The following is a 1567-nucleotide window of genomic DNA, read 5'->3' on the forward strand; positions in this document are numbered from 1 at the left end:
TCCTGAGCGCACTAGCACCACAGTTGCCTGACATCTTACCAGAAGCCCTAGATGCGGCACGAGCCATTACCAATGAGTCAAGGCGAGCCCATGCCCTGAGCGCACTAGCACGACATTGGCCGAAAATTTTACCAGAAGCCTTAGATGCGGCACGAGCCATTACCAGTCAGTCTAGCCGAGCCGATGCCCTGAGTGAACTAGCACCACAGTTGTCGGAAAGCTTGCTCCCACAAGCCCTAGAAGCAGCACGAGGCATTACCAATCAGTCCAGCCGAGCCCATGCCCTAAGTGGACTAGCACGACATTGGCCGGAAATTTTACCAGAAGCCCTAGAAGCAGCACGAGGCATTACCAATCAGTCCAGCCGAGCCCATGCCCTGAGTGAACTAGCACCACAGTTGCCCGAAATTTTACCAGAAGCCCTAAAAGAGGCACGAACCATTACCAATCAGTCCAGCCGAGCCCATGCCCTGATTAATCTAGCACCACAGTTGCCCGAAAGCCTACTCTCAGAAGCCCTAGATATGGCACGAGCCATTACTGATGATAGAGACCGAGCTATAGTCCTGAGTAAACTAGCACCACAGTTGGGGGAAAGCCTACTCTCACAAGCCCTAGAAGTGGCACGGGCCATTACCGATCAGTCCAGCCGAGCCGATGCTCTGAGTGAAATAGCACAACATTGGCCGGAAATCTTACCAGAAGCCCTAGATGCGGCACGAGCCATTACCGATGAATCGACCCGAGCCGATGCTCTGAGTGAAATAGCACCACATTTGCCAGAAATCTTACCAGAAGCCCTAGATGCCGCAACAGCCATTACCGATGAATCGACCCGAGCCTTTCTCCTGAGCGCACTAGCACCACATTTGCCGGAAAAACTACTCCCACAAGCCTTAGATGTGGCACGAGCCATTACAGATGATAGAGACCGAGCCAATGCCCTGAGCGCAATAGCACCACATTGGCCGGAAATCTTACCAGAAGCCCTAGATGCGGCACGAGCCATTACAGATGATAGAGACCGAGCCAATGCCCTGAGCGCAATAGCACCACATTGGCCGGAAATCTTACCAGAAGCCCTAGATGCCGCAACAGCCATTACCGATGAATGGATCCGAGCCCTTACCCTGAGTAACCTAGCACGACATTTGCCTCAAATTCTACCAGAAGCCCTAGAAGGGGCACGGGAACTTACCCATAAGCTGATACGAGCGATAGTTCTGAGTACACTAGCACCAGATTTGCCAGAAATCCTACTTCCAGAAGCCCTAGAAACAGCACGGGCAATTCAGTCTGAGTATCACCGAGCCTATGCTTTCAGTGGACTAATCAAAAATCCTAACTTTTCCCTCCAAGATGACGTTTCCCTTTGGCAAGAGTTTCTTCACACCTTGGCCTGTAGCGATCGTAAGGACTTTTTAGAATACTTGGTTAATCTCAGTCCAACTATTATCTCGTTGGGAGGCAAAGAAGCTCTGGCTGCAATTGTTGAAGCGATTAAGGATGTAAGTCGGTGGTGGCCCTAGATCAGAAAGTCTGGGGCGGGGGCGCGGGAAGTGTGGGA

The 1567-nt window shown here is 51.8% G+C and carries 1 pseudogene; it reads left to right on the plus strand.

The window, feature by feature from the left end:
• Positions 1-1529, plus strand: a pseudogene (locus tag F6K37_RS41705) (NB-ARC domain-containing protein); the annotation flags it as partial.
• Positions 1530-1567: the final 38 nt, after the last annotated feature.

Source organism: Moorena sp. SIO4E2 (genome assembly GCF_010671945.1).
GTDB classification, from domain to species: Bacteria; Cyanobacteriota; Cyanobacteriia; order Cyanobacteriales; family Coleofasciculaceae; genus Moorena; species Moorena producens.